This window comes from Rheinheimera texasensis, from assembly GCF_964031785.1.
Classification (GTDB): domain Bacteria; phylum Pseudomonadota; class Gammaproteobacteria; order Enterobacterales; family Alteromonadaceae; genus Pararheinheimera; species Pararheinheimera texasensis_A.
In genome coordinates this window covers 26,963-45,652 of sequence record NZ_CAXIRE010000018.1, presented here as the reverse complement: position 1 = coordinate 45,652, position 18,690 = coordinate 26,963, and the positions used below count along the sequence as shown (strand labels likewise).

Below are 18,690 nucleotides of genomic sequence, written 5' to 3'. Positions count from 1 at the left end.
GCAAAGCCTGACGTTTTGCGCAAAATTTGATATAAATACCGGCTTCTCCGACCAGAGGTTGCTTACGGATGCGATTTTTTCTGACTGTTTTGCTGTGGATTTTGCTGTTGACCGGTTGCACACCGGCGCCAGCTCCTATGCATTTACATCAGATTTATCAAAGAGATAGCATTCGTGTTGGTATTTTAAACGGCCCGACCAGTTATTTTGTTGGCCCGGATGGCGCCACCGGTTATGAATATGAGCTGGCGCAGGCGTTAGCCGACAAACTCGGCGTGAAACTGGAACTGGTCCCGGCCTTTTTTATTGATGAGCTGTTAGTGAAACTCAGTAATGGCGATATTGATTTAATCGCCAGCGGTTCGACTATCTCCGAAGCACTGCAGCAAAAATACCGTCTGGCGCCGGCTTATCAGCTGGCCGACGAAGTACTGGTATTTGGCCAGCAAAAGCGCCGGCCTAAATCTCTGCAGGATTTATCCGGCCCCATCGTTGTGTTGAAAGGCTCCAGTCAGGCCGAAACTTTGCTGGCACTGAAAACCACTGAGCCACAGCTGCAAATTGAATTAAACGACACCGACGACCCGACCGAACTGCTGCAAAAGGTCGCCGAAGGCAAAATCGCTTACACCTTAGCCGACTCCCACATGCTGGCGATTAATCAGCGGTTTTATCCAAACCTCGGCGTCGCATTAACCTTAAAACGCCAGCAACCGGTCGCCTGGCTGTTACCAAAAAATAACGACGATTCGCTGTACGCCGTGCTGATTGAATTCTTTGGCCGCAGTTATGAGGGTGCAGATTTACTGACGCTGGAAGACAAATACTTTGGCCATGTGCGGCGTTTTAACTATGCCGACACGCTGGATTACATCGAAGCCATCGACAGAACGCTGCCGCGTTATAAAAACCTGTTTGAACAACATGCCGGTTCCCTCGACTGGCGCCTGCTCGCTGCACTCGCTTATCAGGAATCACGTTGGGACCCCAAAGCCCGCAGCCCGCAGGGCGTGGTTGGGATGATGATGCTGACCGTCGATACCGCCAATCTGATGAAAGTCTCAAGCCGGGTAGATGCGGCGCAAAGTATTCGCGGCGGCAGCCGTTATCTGCAACGCATGCTAGACCGTTTGCCGGAGCGCATTCCAATGCCGGACAAGCTCTGGTTTGCCTTAGCAGCCTATAACCTGGGTTTAAGCCATGTCGAAAGTGCGCGCTTATTAACGGAAAAAGATGGCGCTAACGCCGATAACTGGGCGGAAGTCAAACAACGGCTGCCGCTGCTGCGCCAGCGTAAATATTACCGCCAAACCCGCACCGGTTATGCCCGCGGCGATATGGCGGTGTATTACGTCGAAAATATCCGTCGTTATTACGATACTCTGCTGTGGGTTGATGAGCGTAAACAAGCTGAGCTGAAACAAAAAACAGCCCCGGTTGCCCCGCCCCCGGCTGGCAGCAAAAAAGCCGTGCCACAGAAAAAAATTGCACCCAAAGCCAGCACCGTCAGCAAAAAATCTGAACCAAAACAGCCATGAGATATTCCAATTCCGCAGCATGGACAAGCAGTCTTGCTGATGCGGGCTGATTTCCCTATAGTGGCGGCATTCAGGTAAAGGAACCAGACATGTTAAGACGTAAGAAACCGAAGATGTTACGCAAACGCCGCTTGATGGACGTGGGCTCGAGCCGGCGCAGGATTAAACGCAATATGGCCGTGTTAAAGTTATTTCGCCGGCAACGGGAATATAATCAGTTATTGGGCTCGTCACTGTCTGCGGCTGTTGAAGCTTGTGTCTGAACAACCTCATCCACACTTTTACTGCTGAGTTTTAACGCTTTTTGTTCGGCCCGACGTTTGCGGAAAAATGCCGACAACTGCGTCGCACAATCCACTGCCAGCACCCCGGCACAGACGTCCAGCTGATGATTCAGCTGCGGATGCCGCACAATATCAAACACTGAACCGCAGGCACCGGCTTTTAAATCGGTGGCACCATAGACCAGCCGTTTCACCCGGCTGTGCACTAAGGCACCGGCGCACATGGCGCAAGGTTCCAGCGTGACATACAAAGTACAATCCAGCATCCGGTAATTCTGCAGCACCTGACCAGATTGTCGGATCGCCTGCATTTCGGCATGTGCTGTCGGGTCGTGGCAACTGATCGACAAATTCCAGCCTTCGCCGAGCACTTGCCCGTCTTTGACCAGCACTGCACCAACCGGTACTTCGCCGGCAGCTTCAGCTCTGGCCGCAAGTTCGATGGCATATTGCATCCAATAGATGTCTTGTTCGTTGTGATTCAACTTCAACCTCGTGCTGTGCAACGGCGCCATTTTAGCATAAGGCCACAAAGCGTCAGCCAAATTGACCAGATGTTAGTGATTTTGCGCATAGAGCATTTTTACTTTGAAACAACTTCGTTGTTTTATATGGAATTTATTTGTGGCATAACTGTTGCCTACCCAAAATGTCAGGTCAAAAAATCAGGTCAAAAATTAAAGGGGAACAACAATGGGTGTATTTGATATCGGATTTGTCGCAGTAGTGGGCGCTTTTGCTTATGCCTTCTATGAGCAGCACACCAAAACCAAAGTAAAACTGGCAAACGCCAATCAAAATACTGACGATGTGCGGGCAGAGCTCGAGCAACTAAAACAACGGATAGCGACTTTGGAAGCCATAGTGACCGACAAGTCCTACACCCTGAAAGATGAAATCAACCGCTTGTAAGTTAGTGCCCCAAATCAACAGCAGCATCCGCTGCTGTTGTTGTTTCTGGCGCTGGCGCAATTAGCGGCAACAACAGAATAAACCGGCAGCCGGCGCCGGGTTGACTTTCCACCGTCACTGTGCCACCCAGCCTTGCCGTAACCAGATTAAACAGAATATGCAGGCCAAGCCCGGTGCCGCCGTGCGCTCTTTTGGTGGTAAAAAACGGCTCAAACACTTTTTCCAGATGTGCAGTGGCGATGCCGGCGCCATTGTCGGCAAAGATAATTTCCAGCTGTTCCAGTTCCGTCTGACGCACATAAAGGCGCATTTCACCGCCACCGTCTGTGGCAAAGCCATGCAACAGACTGTTTTGCGCCAGGATAGTGATCACCTGACTAAGCGCGCCTGGGTAAGTATCGAGCTGGATATCGGCCGGACAATCAATAATGAATTGCACGGAGCGGTTGCGCCATAACGTCGCCAGGCTTTGTTCCACCTCCAGCAGAAAACCGCGCAGATTAAATTGCCGGCGCTCGCCGCTGCTGCGATCCACCGACACTTGTTTGAAATTACTGATGAGGTCAGCCGCGCGCTGTAAATTGCGTTCTATCAGCTGCGAACTTTCCAGGGCACTGCACAAAAAGTTATCCAGCTCCTGTTTACGCAGCTGGCCGCTGCCAAGCTGGCCGGCCAGAATTTCCGTGCTTTCGCGTAAAAAACTGCTGCCGGTCAGCGCCACGCCGAGTGGTGTATTGACTTCATGTGCCACCCCGGCGACCAACTGCCCAAGCGCCGCCATCTTTTCGGCACGGACTAACTGGCGTTGGGTAGATTTTAATGAGGTCAGCGTTTGTTCCACTTCAGTTTTGGCTTTGGATAAATCGGCGGTGCGTTGGTCGACCAGCTGATTCAGCAGTATCGCCTCGGCCCGCAGCCGGCTGCTGCGCCAGTGATACCAGCGATTAAGCAGCAGCAGGAACAGCAGCGCATAAACCGCATAGGCCCAGATAGTGCGGAACCAGGGCGGCGAAATCTGCAGGGCAAACGGGGCCAGCTGCGCTTCGAAGCCTGCGCCATTGCGCGCTTTGACTTTCAGCACATAGTCGCCTTCCCACAGGCTGTTGTAACTGGCAAAGGCTGCAGGGCTCCATTCTGACCAGCCGGCATCAACCCCTTCCAGCCAGACGGCATATTCACTTGGCCCCTGGAAACTGGTGGCGGCAAACTCAAAGCGCAGTTTGTTTTGCGGATAACGGAGCGCAAACGGCTGCTCCTGCACAAAGGCCTGTCGCAGCGGCAATAGCCCCTCTGCGGCAATGACCTGACGCAGCACCAGCGAAAATGCGCCCGCCGGTGCAGGCGTCGCCGTTGGATCCCATTGATAAAGTTCAGTGCCGCCGAGCCAAATCCGACCATCGTCTTCCCGATACCAGTTGCTGTAGGCATTTGCTCCGCTGTCTTCCTTCGCTTGCCAGCGATAGCTGCCATCGTTCTGTAAGCTGGTTTTACCCATCACCCAGCTATTCGACACCGGATGCTGTGCCAGCAGCCAATGACCATCTGGTGTATCACCGATAGCCTGGATCTGATACGCCACCATCTGGTTAGCTTCGGAGGCAAACAACTGCCGGAAGCGCGGATCAATCGACAGTTTTCCGCTGCTTTCGTCCAGCTGATACAGCTGTTGCTGATGAATGATCCGCATCTGCCCCTGCAGCAACGTCAGCCAGAACAGCGGCAGACCAGCCAGCTGCTTGCCAATATCCATCCGGCTGACATTGACAGCACCTTTGGCCCAATCACCGTTTTGCGCCTCGAGTTTGACTAATACATCCTGACCGCGCAGTTTCAGCCAGACGACACCTTGACGGTCCAGCTGCATAAGAGTGGCGTTGTCATGAACATCAGGGATCCGGCCGACAAAGCGCCAGTGCTCACCTTCTGGTTTTAACCGACTGATGCCGTTGAGTTCAGCAACCAATAACATGGGTTCAGCTCCGGGCACCAGCAACAGGCCATTGGCGCTGTCAAACTTATGCAACAATTCTGCACCGACAGGCCCAAGCCGGTACACGCCGTTGTAATGGCCGACGATCAGCTGGTTCTGATAAGGCTGCAGCGCAAAGACGGCCCCATGAAAACCGGGCACCGCAGAAAAGACTGGCAAAGGACCAGGCTGAAGGCGATACAGCCCCTGCGCCGTGCCCACATATAACTGGCCGTTAAAGCGCTGCATGGCATAGACATTGCCATCCAGACCCTGCGCCAGATTAAACCGGCTGAATCCCAGCCCAAGCTGCAGCCGGGCGATACCGTTATCAGTCCCAAGCCACAAGCCTTGTTGCTGGTCCTGAAACAATTTATAAATACTGTTGTCCGGCAGCCCGGTCTGCCGGTTTAGCTGCCCCACAAGACGACCAGCGCTATTCAGAATAAATAACCCGTCTTTTAACATCCCAACCGCCAGCCGGCCATCGGCCAAAGGCGTGGCCGATACAATCAGTTTGGATTGCAGTTCGGTATCTATCTCTGTGGGCCAGTTGGTAAATCCCTGGCCGTCATAACGCATAAAACCTAAAGTCCGGCTGATTGCCAGTAAATCTCCTTTACCGGGCCATTCCAGCAGCACCGAGATGCGATGCTCAGAAAACATCTCACCACCCGGTACTAACCGCAGTTCGTCATCAGTTTGTTCTAATAAACCAACCTGCTCATCACGCAGAAAAAAACGCTCCCCCACGACCGTGCTATGTACAAACTGATGTTGGGACGGCCAGCTTTTTACACCATCCGGCCCAAAGCGAAACAGACGGCCGCTGGTGGTGAAATACACCCCGTGTTTATTAACATGACAATGCCAGACATTGGAAAAACTCCGTTGCTCCGCCGGCAGCTGCGGCAACAACGATTGGTATTGCATCACACCATTGGTATCGGGTTCGAGATAACCTATTTCGTCAAGCGCACCGACATACACTCTGTCTGTCGTTGGATCCAGCGCCAATGCCCTGACAAGCGCATTGTTGGGGATCGCGATCAGGCGCCAACGCACCCCGTCATACTCCAGCACCCCGGCCGAATTGCCGATGTACATCACGCCGTTGGCGGTTTGTGCAAAAGCCCAGTTCTGCCGGTGTGCCTGATAATCCGCCGGTAAAAACTTCTGCATCGGCGGCAAGCCAAATTCCACGGGGGCGCTTGTTGGCACAGGAGCATCTGGGATGGTGGCGGAATCTGGCACTGTCTGCGCCTGACCGTCTGGGAGCGGCCCGATCATGAGCATTATGAACAGAGAAAAAGCGAATAGTTTAGAACCTGCCGGGCATCGCACCACAAGGACCTCCGCATAAACAATGTATGGCAGGGTCCATGCCGGTTCAGCTCCTGAGCGGCACCAAACGACTGATTTGTGCGCAGTGTCTCGCTGTGTGAACAGCATTGAGTGTGGAAAAGGAAAGTCTAAAAAGCAATGTCAGGGCCAGAAACAACAACAGCAGCCGGAGCTGCTGTTGGAAACGCATATTAATACCGGCGAATCCCGGCTTACTCCCACTCGATAGTCGCAGGTGGTTTGCCCGATACATCATAAACCACGCGGCTGATGCCGTTGATTTCGTTGATGATACGGTTCGACACATGGCCCAGCAGCTCATACGGCAGATGCGCCCAGTGTGCCGTCATAAAGTCGATAGTCTGCACAGCACGTAATGACACCACCCAGTCGTATTTACGGCCATCACCCATTACACCTACTGATTTGACCGGCAGGAACACCACAAAGGCCTGACTGACTTTGTCGTACCAGCCACTGTTACGCAGCTCTTCGATAAAAATCGCGTCGGCGCGGCGCAGAATGTCGCAGTATTCTTTTTTCACTTCGCCGAGTACACGTACACCGAGACCTGGTCCCGGGAATGGGTGGCGGTACAGCATGTCGTATGGCAGACCGAGCGCCAGACCGACTTTGCGCACTTCGTCTTTAAACAGCTCACGCAGCGGCTCGACCAGACCCATTTTCATGTTTTCCGGCAGGCCACCAACGTTGTGGTGCGATTTGATCACATGGGCTTTACCGGTTTTAGACGCCGCCGATTCAATCACGTCTGGATAAATAGTGCCTTGCGCCAGCCACTTGGCGTTCTGCAGTTTTTTCGCTTCTTCATCAAAGACTTCAACGAACACGCGGCCGATAATTTTACGTTTGGCTTCCGGCTCGTCCACGCCGTGCAGCGCTTCAAGGAAGCGTTGTTCCGCCTGCACATGGATAATATTCAGGCCGAAGTGGTCACCGAACATTTCCATCACCTGCACGCCTTCGTTTAAACGCAGCAGGCCGTTATCAACGAACACACAAGTCAGGTTTTTACCGATAGCACGGTGCAGCAACATCGCCACCACCGACGAATCGACACCACCGGACAAGCCTAAAATCACCTGATCATCGCCGACTTGTTTTTTCAGGCTGACAATAGCGTCATCAATGATCGACGCTGGCGTCCAAAGTTTTTCGCAGCCACAGATGTCGACGACAAACTGTTCTAATAAGCGCATGCCCTGACGGGTGTGCGTCACTTCCGGGTGGAACTGCACGCCGTAGAACTGGCGAGCTTCATCGGCCATCGCCGCGTGCGGACAAGTTGGTGTGCGGGCAGTGGTAACAAAACCTGCCGGGATCTCAACGACTTTATCGCCATGGCTCATCCAGACATCGAGCTGCGCCACGCCTTGTTCAGTGACATGGTCTTCGATGCCTTTAAAGAGTGCTGACACCGACACCACATCAACCTGCGCATAACCAAATTCACGCTGATCTGAACTGGCGACTTTGCCGCCCAGTTGTTCGGCCATGGTTTGCATGCCGTAACAAACGCCGAGCACCGGTACATTTGCTTCAAACACATATTGCGGCGCACGCGGTGAACCGGCTTCAGTCACGCTTTCCGGACCGCCGGACAGGATAATACCGGTTGGATTAAATTCGGCGATTTGCTCCGCCGTCACATCCCAGGCCCAAAGTTCACAATAAACGCCAATTTCGCGGACGCGACGCGCGATGAGCTGGGTGTACTGTGAACCGAAGTCGAGGATCAGAATTTTATGGAAATGAATATTTTTGCTCATATCAACCTTTGTGAGGTGCGGGGCTAAACCAGCCCGGAAAAAACCGCGCCGGAGTCAGGGGCTGAGTCCGGCGCTGCAATTTTTAACTGACGCGGTAGTTTGGCGCTTCTTTGGTGATTTGCACGTCATGCACGTGCGATTCACCCATGCCGGCTGCGGTCACTTTGACAAACACTGGCTTGGTGCGCAGCTCGCCGATATTGGCACAGCCGGTCAGACCCATTGATGAGCGCAGACCGCCCATTTGCTGGTGAATGATGTTTTCGATCGGGCCTTTGTACGCCACGCGGCCTTCGATACCTTCCGGCACCAGTTTTTCCGCGTTGTTGCTGCCCTGGAAATAACGGTCAGACGAACCATTACGCTGCGCCATGGCGCCTAATGAGCCCATGCCACGGTAAGATTTGTAATAACGGCCCTGATACAGTTCAACATCACCCGGCGCTTCTTCAGTGCCGGCGAACATTGACCCCACCATCACACAGTGCGCGCCGGCCACTAAGGCTTTGGACACGTCACCGGAGAAACGGATACCACCGTCAGCGATGATACAAACGTCCAGGCCTTTGACACCTTCTACTGCATCGGCAATCGCAGTGATTTGTGGCACACCACAACCAGTGACGATACGGGTGGTACAGATAGAACCTGGGCCAATACCAACTTTGACGGCGTTCGCACCGGCTTCTGCCAGCGCTTTGGCGCCTTCAGCGGTCGCGACGTTACCCGCCACAATTTGTAAATCCGGGTACATAGCGCGGGTTTGTTTCACCCGGTCAAGCACGCCTTGTGAGTGGCCGTGTGACGTATCAATCAGCAGAATGTCGACGCCGGCTTCAACTAAAGCCGCGATGCGCTCGTCAGTGCCAGGACCAACACCAACCGCAGCACCAACGCGTAAACGGCCAAATTCGTCTTTACAGGCATTTGGTTTACTGGCGGCTTTGTAGTAGTCACGGACTGTGATAAGGCCTTTGAGTTTAAAGGCATTGTCGACCACCAGCACTTTTTCAATGCGGTGTTTGTGCATCAGCGCTAAGGCGTCCTGACGCGGTGAATCTTCGTGGACTGTGACCAGACGCTCACGCGGCGTCATCACTGACGAAATAGGTGCCTGTGGGTTGGTTTCAACGTTTAAGTCACGGCCTGTGACGATACCGACCAGGTTATGGTCAGCGTCGACTACCGGGAAACCGGAGAAACCATGTTGTTGCGATAATTGCTGCACGTCGCGGATAGTTTGTTCCGGCCGTACTGTCACCGGGTCAGACACCACGCCACTTTCGTATTTTTTTACTTTACGAACGTTAGCGGCCTGATCTTCGATGGTCATGTTTTTATGGATAAAACCTAAACCACCTTCCTGCGCCAGCGCGATGGCTAAACGTGCTTCTGTGACTGTATCCATCGATGCAGACACCATCGGAATATTCAGGCTGATTTTGCTGGTCAGTTGAGTCCGCAGATCTGCGGTATGAGGTAGTACGGTGGAGTGCGCCGGTACAAGTAACACGTCGTCAAATGTAAGGGCTTCTTTGACTATCCTGAGCATTGCAACAATCTCGCTGTGGTGGTTAAAAATCGGGGAATGTTGCGGCGCTATTTTATCCGCAAAGCGCGTTTCAAACAACGCATTTTTTGTTTTTGTGGTAGATTGTGCGGATCCTCAGCTGGTACCTGCCTGTGATGAATCAACAACAAAACCCGGCAACAAACCCGGAGATATATACCGTTTCGCGGCTAAACGCCGAAGTTCGCTTAACTCTGGAGCTGCAATTCCGTCAGCTCTGGCTTTGTGGTGAGATCTCTAATTTTGTCGCGGCCAGTTCCGGTCATTGGTATTTCTCGTTAAAAGACGCGGCGGCGCAAGTCAAAGTGGCGATGTTTAAGCAGGCCAACCGTAACGCCGCTTTTATGCCGCGCAATGGTCAGCAGGTGCTGATCCGTGCCCGCATCAGTGTGTACGAACCGCGCGGTGAATATCAGCTGCTGGTCGATTTTATCGAACCGGCCGGTGACGGTTTGCTGCGCCAGCAATATGAAATGCTCAAAGCCAAGCTGAGCGGCGAAGGTTTATTGGCGCCGGAGCGGAAAAAACCGCTACCAGCACAAGTACGGCGCATTGGTGTCATCACCTCGCCGACCGGCGCAGCGGTACGCGATATTCTGACCGTGTTAGCGCGGCGCGCACCGGCGCTTGAAGTCATTATTTATCCGGCTTTAGTGCAAGGCGCACAGGCTGCGCAGGATTTGCAGGCGGCGCTGTCGCACGCCATCCGCCGCAATGAAGTCGACGTGCTGATCATTGGCCGGGGCGGCGGTTCGCTGGAAGATTTGTATTGTTTTAACGATGAGCAGTTAGCGCGGCAAATCGCTTTTTGTCCGCTGCCGATTGTCAGTGCTGTTGGCCATGAAATTGATTTTACCATCGCCGATTTTGTCGCAGATGTACGCGCTGCGACGCCTTCAGCTGCGGCTGAGCTGGTGTCACCGGATCAGCAACATCAGCTGAGCCAGTTAATGCAGTTACAACAACGGCTGCAGCGTGGCATCCGCCAGCAACTGGGCCGACAAGCGCAGTGGTTTTTACAGCAATATGGCAAGTTGCAATTGCTGCACCCCAAACGCGCACTGGAACAACAGCAGCAGCGGCTTGACGAATTACAGCTGCGGCTGAATCGTGCTGGTCAGCATCAGGTTGAGCGCAAACAACACCAGCTGCGCCAACATCAACAAGCTTTATTGCAGCAGGCGCCACGCACCGGCGAATGGTTCCAGCACAGCAAGACGCTAAACGAACGGCTACAACGCGCGATGCAACAACAACTGCAGCAGCGCACTCAGCAATGGCAACAACACAGCGCCTTGTTACATCAGGTCAGCCCGCTTGCCACCCTCAATCGCGGTTATAGCTTAAGTTTTAACGCCGACAACACGTTAGTGAAGTCGGTGCAGCAGCTTAAAGCAGGTGATACGCTGACGGTGCGTTTTGCCGACGGCAGCGCGCTGACAGAAGTGAAACAAATTCAGTCCTGAGCCACAGCGCGCGCTAAAGCGGCCTGAAGGAGCAGCACTTTTTCCGGCCGTTCAAACAGCTGATACAACACCAGCCAATCGCGAAGTGTCATCCAAGGCAGGCCATGACGGCGCTGCAGACAATGCGGGTCAATGTGCGGGTCAATATGCGGGTCAAACTGCCAATGCTGCAAAGTCCCGGTTGAATTTCGCACCGCAATACCTGCCATCAGTTCAATCACCAGGCCGGAACTATGTTGATAACGACGGAAAAACTGGCTGCAATACTGCGGATGCGGTGTAGTTTGCAGCGGAGTTGCCAGCCGTGAAAGCTCTGCGTCAAGCGTCGGCGCCGCGTGTGTCGTGCAGACCAAATCGATATCACGAAAATCTTGTTGCAGTTGCTGTTCAACCAATAGCAAACTGCCGCCGATGCCCCAATCCGGCAACACTGCCAGAGGTTGCAGCAGCGCCAGCGCCTGCTTCAATCTGTTGCTCACCTCACCCATTTCCTGACACTTCCTTACATAAGCACAGCAATTGACCGACAGTTAATTCCGCTTGGTGTAGGCAGACTGCATGGCATTAAAAACTGCAGGAAGCGAGTGTACCATGCGATTTAATTTTTCTTATCTGACCCTTTGCCTGAGTTTGACCAGCCCTTGCCTGTTTGCCGGCACAACGGACCAACCCAAGGCAACCAAACCCGCCAGCGAACAACCCATCGAACGTATTCAGGTCAATGGCAGCGCCTTGCCCGCCGCCAGCCAGACCAATGAAGAGACCGAACAACTGCTCAAAGTGGCCGGCATTATGAATGACCCGCTGGCCGCCGTCTTCAGCCTGCCCGGCGTGGTCTATGCCGGCGGCGATTATGGTGGCATGCCGGCGGTGCGCGGCTCCAGCCCGGCCGACAATGCGTTTTTAATTGACGGCCTGCCTGCCGGTTATTTGTTCCATCTGTTCGGCAACAGCGTATTTAACGAAGCGCTGCTGCATGACTTTCGCCTCGAAAGCGGCGGTTTTGGCGCACAATATGGCAATGCCACCGGCGGCGTGTTTGCGGCGACACTACGCGACCCGAAAATGCAGCCAATCGGCGGCGAAGCCGAGCTCAGCCTGCTGCAAATGAGCGCTTTAGTCGAGGGCGCTGTGACCGACGATCAGGCATTTTATCTGGCCGCCCGGCAGAGCACAGTGCAGCTTTTCATCAAATCCGGCGATGAACTGGACGATGGCGTGAAAATTTACCAGCCGCCGAAAAGCGACGACTATCAGGCGCGTTATCTGTGGCAACTGTCGCCAGAGCAAAAACTAACCCTGACGCTGACCGGCGCCAGCGACAGTGCCCGCGCCAATATCAGCCAGGCTTCAGAACAAGGCCGCACCGATCCGGAATCCGTCGGTGATCTGCGTATCGACAGTGCTTTTGCCAATCAGCAACTGAGTTACCAATATCAACATCCGGCCGGACATCAGCTGCAACTGCGTTATCAGCACAGCAGTAACAGCGAAGACAATCAGTATGGTGGTGACCAGTTTGTCAGTTACGAAGATGAGCAACAGTTTTTGCAATTACAGTCGCGCTGGCAACTGAACGCGGCGCAGCGCCTCGACGCCGGGGTTGAACGCAGTCAGCGCGAAGCGGACTACCGTTTTGACGTGATCCCCTATTATTGCACCGACCATCAGGCCGATTGTTTTGCCCAGCGTGGTGAGCGCATCAAAGCCAAAGACCAGCTGCGTTACAACACCGACAGTGCTTTCCTGCAGCATCAGTGGGTGTGGAATCAATATCTGAGCTCGTCGGTGGGCCTAAGATATGACCAGCAGGACTATACCGATGAAAGTTTCTTGCAGCCGCGCGCGGAGCTGAGCCTGCAACTGACGCCGCAGCAGCGCTGGTTTATCCGCGCCGGGCGCTACAGCCGGCTGGCTGATCTGGAGAAAAGTCTGCCGCTACTCGGCAACCGCCAGCTGAAGCAACCGACCGCGACTCATTATGTGCTGGGGCAAGACTGGCAGTTTGCCGACGCCTGGAATTTCACGACTGAACTCTATTTGAAAAAACTGCAGCAATTACCACTGGGTCTGACTGACAAAGACCCGGATCAGGCGCTGCATTACAGTAATGACAGCGCAGGTGAGGCGTATGGCGCTGAATTGCTGCTGAAAAAACAACGCAGTGCCGGCGACTGGTATGGCTGGGCGTCGCTAAGCTGGTCCAAAGCCGAACGCACCGACCTGCGCCGTAACCTGACGTCGGAATATTATCTGGACACGCCGCTGGTCGCCAATGTCGTTGTCGCTTATCCCTTTGATGAAAAATGGGATCTCAGCGCCAGGCTGACCGTACGCAGCGGTGCCAAATACACGCCGATCATTGGTGATAAACCCAATCCTTATTACCCGGATTATCGCGTCGCTGTGTATGGCGAGCTGAATTCAGCTACCTTGCCGGTTTATCACCGGCTGGATATACAGGCCGAGCAACAAGGCAGTTTGTTTGGCCTGCCGGTCACTTACACTTATGCCATTCTGAACGTGCTGAACCGCAAGAATGTGTCGGGCTACTTTCTGCAAAAAGGCAAAGCCGGCGAAGACCCGGCCTACAGCATAGAACCGGAAGAAAACCTCGGCATCTTTCCGTCGGTCGGCATCAAGGTGCAGTTCTGACGCGGTCCGCAGCAAGTTTGTGATATCTGCTTACACTTTTTAAACATTCGAATGCAGGCCCCGCCAGTTATGATGGGGCCTGTGTTTTTTGGAGCCCGGCATGCGACGTTTTTTTGCTCTGTTTATTCTGTTGTTTCTCAGCACCGCCTGCCATGCCGGCTGGGATGAAGTTGAATTCACCGGCTATTTCTCGGTCGGCGCCGGTTATCAGCGGGCGCTGATTGGCCCTGTCGACCCCGCGATCAATGGCAAGCTGCTGCTAAATCTGTCCGCCGACCTGAGCTATGGTAATTTTTTTATTGAATCGGACGAGCGGCGCAATGTGCTGCGCTTTGGCAGCGGCATTATTGGTTATCAGTTGTGGCAACAGGACGACAGCAGCCTTGCGCTCATCGGCACCAATTATCAGCAGGCCATAGGGCCAGATTTAGTCACCGCCTTTGGAAAACAGCATATTGCTGAGCTGGAGGGCCTTGAGCTGCGCGACTCCGATTTTTTAGTCGGTCTGCGCTATCAGCGGTTTTGGGGCCAGCACTACTGGGCCATTGAGGCCGGTCAGGACATCGAATCCCATTATGGTCAGCAATTGCGACTGCTCTACAGTTACCGGCAGCAACTGCGCAACTGGGACCTGTACTACAACGCCGGAGTGTCGTTTTCAACGGCCAAAGTGGTGGATTTTTATTACGGCGTGCGGCCGGCAGAAAGCCTGGTTGACAGGCCTGCTTATCAGGCCGGCGCCGGCCAGCAATTGCATATAGGTCTCAGCGCCTTATATCCGCTCAGTCCAAACTGGTTACTGGAGTTAGGGCTGGCCGTCAACTTGTTTAGCAAGGCTTATATCGATAGTCCGCTCAGCAACCGCAACAGCGAATGCCTCAGTCTGGTGAAATTCCGTTATGTGTTCTGAGCGCAATTTACTAATCGCCTGTTGGCTGGGCTTATTTGCTGCCAGTTTTGCCGCAGCGAATGCGACCGCAGCCGAGCCGGTCCGGCTGAAACTAACGCCTGATACTTGTGTGGCGCTGCAACAAGGCCGCCAATGTTACGCCACTATCCAGATTGACTGGCACAGCCAAACTGCACAAGACCTCTGTCTGCATGCGGGTGCCCGCAAACTGCAGTGCTGGCAGGCCAGCCACAGTGGCCGGCAACGTTATGAATTTGTCGCCGCCGACAACGAGCAGATCCAGTTAGTTGGGGCTGATGGTGTGCTGGCGGAGGCCGTGGTCAAAGTGAACTGGGTGCAAAAAAATACCAAGGTAAAACGGCACTGGAGATTATTCTGAGATGGAACATAGCGTCTATGGCACCATTTTGCTGGTCGAAGATGACCTGTCATTGGCTGGCTGGGTGCAGGAATTTCTGCAGCAAAAAGGCTACCAGGTGCTGCTGGAACAGCGCGGCGACACTGTGCTACCGCTGCTGCGTCGCCAGCATGTCGATTTAATTTTATTGGATTTGATGTTGCCGGGCATGAATGGGCTGGATGTCTGCCGGCAGATCCGGCGTGATTATCAGGTACCGGTATTGATGCTGACGGCACAAGGCGAAGAAGTCGATGAAGTGATTGGCCTTGGTGTCGGCGCGAATGACTATCTGGTCAAACCGGTGCGGCCGCGTATCTTGTTAGCGCGCATTCAGGCGGCGCTGCGCCAGGGCGCTGATGTCAAACCTAAAGAGCAACTGAGCTTCGGCAATCTGAGCATCTGCGCCAGTTCAAGACGCGTTTTACTCGGATCAGAGGATATCAATCTGACCAGCGCCGAATTTGCCTTGTTATGGTATCTGGCCAGCCGGGCCGGCCAGGTTTGTAGCAGAGACCAGGTGTTTCAGGCGCTCAAAGGCCGTGAGCACGATGGGCTCGATCGGCGTTTTGATGTAATGATCTCGGTGCTGAGGAAAAAACTCGGCGACGACGCCAAAGAGCCAAAGCGGATCAAAACCGTCTGGGGTCAGGGATATTTATTTAGCACTGAACACTGGGCCAGCTGATGCTGAAACTGGCGCTGAGTTTGTTATGTTCGGCTATTTGTGCGCTGTTTTTACTGGGGGCTGTGCTGGACCAGCTGGCATCCAACGACAATTCACCTACACCACCACAGCTGCAATTGCAGCTGCAGTTACAGCGGACAGTCCTCGACACCATCGCCACACAAGCCGATGAGCAAAGCGCAGCTCAGCTCAGCGATTTTATCGCTCAGCAACAGCAACACTGGCAGCTGGCGCTGAGCTTAGTCAATTGTAACAGTCTGGCGCTGCCGCCTGAACTGCAACAACAGCTGGCGGCCAGCCAGATTTTGCCGTTAGCCGGTAGCGAGGGCACTTCCTACCTCAAAGCCTTAGCCAGCCATCCGGACTGGCTGCTGCAACTGCATATCCCACCCGAAGCCGGCCATCAACCGGAAGATTTGTGGCTGACGCTTGCCCTCTATGGCGGGCTTTGTCTGATTATGTTGTTGTGGCTGGCGCCACTAACCCGCCGGCTTTGGCTGCTCAGCCACACTGCCCGGCAATTTGGCGCCGGACAGTTGCAGGCACGGCTGCCTCATAGCCGCTGGTCTTATATCAGTGAGCTGGAACAGAGTTTTAACCAGATGGCGCGGCAGATTGAACAACTGATGGCCGACAACCGCCTGCTCGCCTCCAGCCTGTCGCACGATTTACGCACGCCTATTGCTTGTTTGCGTTTTGGCCTTGACGCTGCGCTGGACGAGCCGGACCCGGCACAAAAAAATCAATATTTACAGCGACTTGAGCAAGATCTGGATCGGATGGAGGCGATGGTAAACGCCTTTTTAGAATATGCCAGCCTTGACCGCCAGCATCAGCACTGGCAACTGAGCCAGGTCGATATGCTACAGCTGTGTCAGCAAGCGTTGCATAGCTGCGCGCCGCTGGCAGCTGCCAGGCAGCTGCGGCTGGTGCTGGACAGCCCCGTCACGCCGTTACCTATGCTGTGCGGACATCCGCACTGGTTATACCGTGTTTTACTGAACCTGCTGCAAAATGCCTGTCGGTATGCTGAGCAGCAAATCACGCTGGAATTAAGGCTTGAACCGCTGCAATTGTGCGTTCGGGTGCGGGATGATGGCGCCGGCATTGCGGCCACCGATGCCAGCCGGATTTTCCAGCCTTTTGTCCGGCTGGAGACCCAATCGAGCACAGCGCCACAATTTGGCCTGGGCCTGGCTATTGTGCGTAAAGTGTTGGACTGGCATCAGGCCCAGATCACGCTGGAAACCCATGCGCCGACCGGGGCCAGTTTTTTACTGAGCTTTCCGCTGACACAGCAGGCCGGTGTCGACTCAACGCCGGCGCAACATCAGGCAAATGGCGCAGTGCCGGAGATGAAGTAAAAAAGCCGGCAAAATTGCCGGCTTTTTAAAGATCACAGCTTGTCGCCGTTTAATCCTGGTTATGACCAATTTTCTTTTTGTTGGCCAGATTGGCTTTCGCCTTAATCAGCCGGTCACGTTTGTACTGCTGGTTCGGCGTCAGCGTATTGCGTTTCTCGGCGAACGGGTTTTCCGTGCCGCGGAATTCGACCCGCACCGGGGTGCCCATCAGCTGCAGTGATTTACGGAAATAGTTCATCAGATAACGTTTGTACGAATCCGGTAAATCTTCCACTTGCGTGCCGTGGATCACAATCAACGGCGGGTTGTAACCACCGGCGTGGGCGTATTTCAGTTTGACGCGGCGGCCTTTGACCAATGGCGGCTGGTGATCTTCCTGCGCCATATTCATGATTTTGGTCAACAAGGCGGTATTAACGCGGCGGGTGGCTGAATCAAAAGCTTCTTCAACCGATTCAAACAAGTTACCAACACCTGAACCGTGCAGCGCTGAAATAAAATGCAGACGGGCAAAATCGATAAAACCAAGACGGCGGTCCAGCTCACGTTTGACTTCATCTTTGATGCCATCATCCAGACCGTCCCATTTATTCACGGCAATCACCAGTGACCGGCCGGCATTGAGTACAAAACCGAGGATGCTCAAATCCTGCTCAGAAATCCCCAGACGCGCATCTAATACCAGGATCACCACGTTGGCATCTTCAATCGCCTGCAGGGTTTTAATCACTGAGAATTTTTCGACGACATCGTCGATGCGGCCGCGCCGGCGCACACCGGCGGTATCAATCAGGGTATATTCGCGTTCACCGCGTTGCATCGGAATATAGATGGCATCCCGCGTAGTGCCCGGCATATCGTAAACAATGACCCGTTCTTCACCGAGAATGCGGTTGGTCAGCGTTGATTTACCGACGTTCGGCCGGCCAACGATGGCCAGCTTGATATGTTTGTCGCGTTGTTCCTGTTCGGCGTCTTCGTCGATGGCATCCAGATCTTCACCGGCCTCAAAAGCCGCCAGCCGCTGCACTTGTTGTTCCGTTAATAACGGCACCAGCGCCTGTTGCAACAAGGCAGTGACACCACGGCCATGCGCCGCAGCGATAGGATAGACTTCACCAATGCCTAAGCTGTAAAAGTCAGCGATCGCCGTGTCGGCGTCCAGACCATCGGTTTTATTGGCGACCAGAAACACTGTTTTATTCACGCGGCGGATATGATTGGCAATGGCTTCGTCGGCAACAGTGGCGCCGGCGCGGGCGTCGACCAGAAACAACACCACATCAGCTTCGTCGATGGCTTTGAGCGACTGCTCGGCCATCTCCAGCTCGATGCCCTCTTCGCTGCCATCGATACCGCCGGTATCCACCACGATAAATTCCAGACCTTCGTAGTCAACGGAGCCGTATTTACGGTCGCGGGTCAAACCCGGAAAATCCGCAACCAAAGCGTCGCGGGTGCGGGTCAGGCGGTTAAATAATGTGGATTTTCCCACATTTGGACGGCCAACAAGGGCAACTACCGGTAACATGTTTCACCTCAATGGAGCTGACACATCCCACGGCGGTCAGCTGCTGTAATCACTTGATTGTCGTCAGAGACGACCGGTTTTGTCGGCCGCGATCAATACGGCCAGGCATGGCGCCGCTGCAAGCGACACCTAAGTTTGTAGCAGCTTCGCTGCATTCAGCAACCTGGCTGCGGTACGAACCGCAGCACCTGGTTCGCAGTCGCCGAAAAGCTCCGGGTACCGCGTACCTGCATTTTCGCCGGCCATTCGCGGAGCTTATGGCGTTCATCAGG

14 protein-coding genes are annotated in these 18,690 nt (G+C 54.1%); 8 read left to right on the top strand and 6 right to left on the bottom strand.

The annotated features are described in order from the left end of the window. The first annotated feature begins 68 nt into the window (after positions 1-68). Complete coding sequence (mltF, locus tag ABNT34_RS07730) at positions 69-1,538, top strand: membrane-bound lytic murein transglycosylase MltF (RefSeq protein WP_348730339.1); 1,470 nt, start codon at positions 69-71, stop codon at positions 1,536-1,538. A 214-nt stretch (positions 1,539-1,752) separates the two neighbouring features. Here mltF and tadA read toward each other — a convergent pair whose 3' ends face one another. Beyond that, complete coding sequence (gene tadA / locus ABNT34_RS07725; RefSeq protein ID WP_348730337.1) at positions 1,753-2,307, bottom strand: tRNA adenosine(34) deaminase TadA; 555 nt, start codon at positions 2,305-2,307, stop codon at positions 1,753-1,755. Positions 2,308-2,515: 208 nt separating this feature from the next. On the opposite strand from tadA, the gene ABNT34_RS07720 reads away from it, so the two are divergent. Next, positions 2,516-2,734, top strand: a complete 219-nt coding sequence (locus tag ABNT34_RS07720; RefSeq protein ID WP_348730335.1) for a hypothetical protein — start codon at positions 2,516-2,518, stop codon at positions 2,732-2,734. 1 nt (position 2,735) lies between these two features. On the opposite strand, the gene ABNT34_RS07715 is transcribed toward ABNT34_RS07720, so the two are convergent. From ABNT34_RS07715 to guaB, 3 genes are all read right to left on the bottom strand, one after another. Beyond that, a complete protein-coding gene (locus ABNT34_RS07715; protein WP_348730334.1) occupies positions 2,736-5,924 on the bottom strand; it encodes an ATP-binding protein in 3,189 nt (1,062 codons plus the stop codon). Between the two features lie 335 nt (positions 5,925-6,259). Further along, on the bottom strand, positions 6,260-7,837 hold the full coding sequence (gene guaA / locus ABNT34_RS07710; protein WP_348730333.1) for a glutamine-hydrolyzing GMP synthase: 1,578 nt from the start codon (positions 7,835-7,837) through the stop codon (positions 6,260-6,262). Between the two features lie 82 nt (positions 7,838-7,919). Then, on the bottom strand, positions 7,920-9,389 hold the full coding sequence (guaB, locus tag ABNT34_RS07705) for an IMP dehydrogenase (protein WP_348730331.1): 1,470 nt from the start codon (positions 9,387-9,389) through the stop codon (positions 7,920-7,922). A gap of 134 nt (positions 9,390-9,523) precedes the next feature. Between guaB and xseA the strand changes: the two genes are divergently transcribed. After that, positions 9,524-10,873 carry an exodeoxyribonuclease VII large subunit gene (gene xseA / locus ABNT34_RS07700; RefSeq protein ID WP_348730329.1) on the top strand — a complete coding sequence of 450 codons (1,350 nt, stop codon included), beginning with the start codon at positions 9,524-9,526 and terminating at the stop codon, positions 10,871-10,873. On the opposite strand, the gene ABNT34_RS07695 is transcribed toward xseA, so the two are convergent. Continuing rightward, positions 10,864-11,352, bottom strand: coding sequence for a hypothetical protein (locus ABNT34_RS07695; protein WP_348730327.1), 489 nt, complete (start codon positions 11,350-11,352; stop codon positions 10,864-10,866). The genes xseA and ABNT34_RS07695 overlap by 10 nt on opposite strands. Before the next feature lie 112 nt (positions 11,353-11,464). On the opposite strand from ABNT34_RS07695, the gene ABNT34_RS07690 reads away from it, so the two are divergent. The 5 genes from ABNT34_RS07690 (at position 11,465) to ABNT34_RS07670 (ending at position 16,887) form a co-directional block, all read left to right on the top strand. After that, positions 11,465-13,528 (top strand): hypothetical protein, encoded by a 2,064-nt coding sequence (locus ABNT34_RS07690; RefSeq protein WP_348730325.1) that lies wholly within the window; start codon positions 11,465-11,467, stop codon positions 13,526-13,528. 100 nt (positions 13,529-13,628) lie between these two features. Next, a complete protein-coding gene (locus tag ABNT34_RS07685) occupies positions 13,629-14,438 on the top strand; it encodes a MipA/OmpV family protein (RefSeq protein WP_348730323.1) in 810 nt (269 codons plus the stop codon). Then, positions 14,428-14,817 (top strand): DUF3019 domain-containing protein, encoded by a 390-nt coding sequence (locus ABNT34_RS07680; RefSeq protein WP_348730321.1) that lies wholly within the window; start codon positions 14,428-14,430, stop codon positions 14,815-14,817. Before ABNT34_RS07685 ends, ABNT34_RS07680 begins: the two co-directional genes overlap by 11 nt. A 1-nt stretch (position 14,818) precedes the next feature. After that, entirely contained in the window at positions 14,819-15,523 is a 705-nt protein-coding gene (locus ABNT34_RS07675) for a response regulator transcription factor (RefSeq protein WP_348730319.1), read from the top strand. Continuing rightward, complete coding sequence (locus tag ABNT34_RS07670) at positions 15,523-16,887, top strand: ATP-binding protein (RefSeq protein WP_348730317.1); 1,365 nt, start codon at positions 15,523-15,525, stop codon at positions 16,885-16,887. Before ABNT34_RS07675 ends, ABNT34_RS07670 begins: the two co-directional genes overlap by 1 nt. 49 nt (positions 16,888-16,936) lie before the next feature. Here ABNT34_RS07670 and der read toward each other — a convergent pair whose 3' ends face one another. Next, positions 16,937-18,418 carry a ribosome biogenesis GTPase Der gene (der, locus tag ABNT34_RS07665; protein WP_031567490.1) on the bottom strand — a complete coding sequence of 494 codons (1,482 nt, stop codon included), beginning with the start codon at positions 18,416-18,418 and terminating at the stop codon, positions 16,937-16,939. Positions 18,419-18,690 lie beyond the last annotated feature (272 nt).

Coding starts and splice junctions, on each gene's coding strand:
- mltF (WP_348730339.1), top strand. CDS start 69: ATGCGATTTTTTCTGACTGTTTTGCTGTGGATTTTGCTGTTGACCGGT.
- ABNT34_RS07720 (WP_348730335.1), top strand. CDS start 2,516: ATGGGTGTATTTGATATCGGATTTGTCGCAGTAGTGGGCGCTTTTGCT.
- guaA (WP_348730333.1), bottom strand. CDS start 7,837: ATGAGCAAAAATATTCATTTCCATAAAATTCTGATCCTCGACTTCGGT.
- guaB (WP_348730331.1), bottom strand. CDS start 9,389: ATGCTCAGGATAGTCAAAGAAGCCCTTACATTTGACGACGTGTTACTT.
- xseA (WP_348730329.1), top strand. CDS start 9,524: ATGAATCAACAACAAAACCCGGCAACAAACCCGGAGATATATACCGTT.
- ABNT34_RS07690 (WP_348730325.1), top strand. CDS start 11,465: ATGCGATTTAATTTTTCTTATCTGACCCTTTGCCTGAGTTTGACCAGC.
- ABNT34_RS07685 (WP_348730323.1), top strand. CDS start 13,629: ATGCGACGTTTTTTTGCTCTGTTTATTCTGTTGTTTCTCAGCACCGCC.
- ABNT34_RS07680 (WP_348730321.1), top strand. CDS start 14,428: ATGTGTTCTGAGCGCAATTTACTAATCGCCTGTTGGCTGGGCTTATTT.
- ABNT34_RS07675 (WP_348730319.1), top strand. CDS start 14,819: ATGGAACATAGCGTCTATGGCACCATTTTGCTGGTCGAAGATGACCTG.
- ABNT34_RS07670 (WP_348730317.1), top strand. CDS start 15,523: ATGCTGAAACTGGCGCTGAGTTTGTTATGTTCGGCTATTTGTGCGCTG.
- der (WP_031567490.1), bottom strand. CDS start 18,418: ATGTTACCGGTAGTTGCCCTTGTTGGCCGTCCAAATGTGGGAAAATCC.